The organism is Pseudarthrobacter sp. R1 (assembly GCF_024494415.1).
Lineage (GTDB): Bacteria > Actinomycetota > Actinomycetes > Actinomycetales > Micrococcaceae > Arthrobacter.
This window is the reverse complement of the sequence record NZ_JAMKFI010000032.1, coordinates 1-494: the sequence shown is the minus strand read 5'-3', so window position 1 is coordinate 494 and position 494 is coordinate 1. Positions and strand designations below refer to the sequence as shown.

Genomic DNA, 494 nt, shown 5'->3' with positions numbered 1-494 from the left:
CTCGGAGCCCTCGTGGCCGCAGGAGCGATCTGGTACGCCGTGTTCACGCTCAACAAACCAGCCCCGGTGGCCGTGGAGCCCGTTGCCGACGCCCAACTGGTCCGCGAAGACAGCCACAGGGTGACCACCCCCGCAGTCGAGAAGGGCCAGCTGGTGGAGTTCCTGGACTTTGAGTGTGAGGCCTGCAAGGCAGCCGAACCTGTTGTTGCCGAACTGAAGGCAGAATTCGGTGACCGGATCACGTTCATCAACCGCTACTTCCCCCTTCCATCCCACCGGAACTCCGGCCAGGCAGCGCTGGCCGTAGAAGCGGCCGCCCAGCAGGGCAAATACGAACAGATGTACGCAAAGATGTTTGAAACCCAGCCGCAATGGGGTGAAAAACAGGACTCCCAGGCGCCCCTGTTCCGCACCTTTGCCCAGGAGCTGGGCCTGGACCTGGCCGCCTACGACGCCGCAGTGGCGAATGAAGCCACCAAGGACCGGATCCGAAA

General features: G+C 63.0%; 1 protein-coding gene. It reads left to right on the top strand.

Annotated features, from left to right (window positions below):
• Positions 1-494, top strand: a 494-nt coding sequence (locus M8J71_RS22815; protein WP_256250152.1) for a DsbA family protein, incomplete at both ends; no start/stop codon positions are given.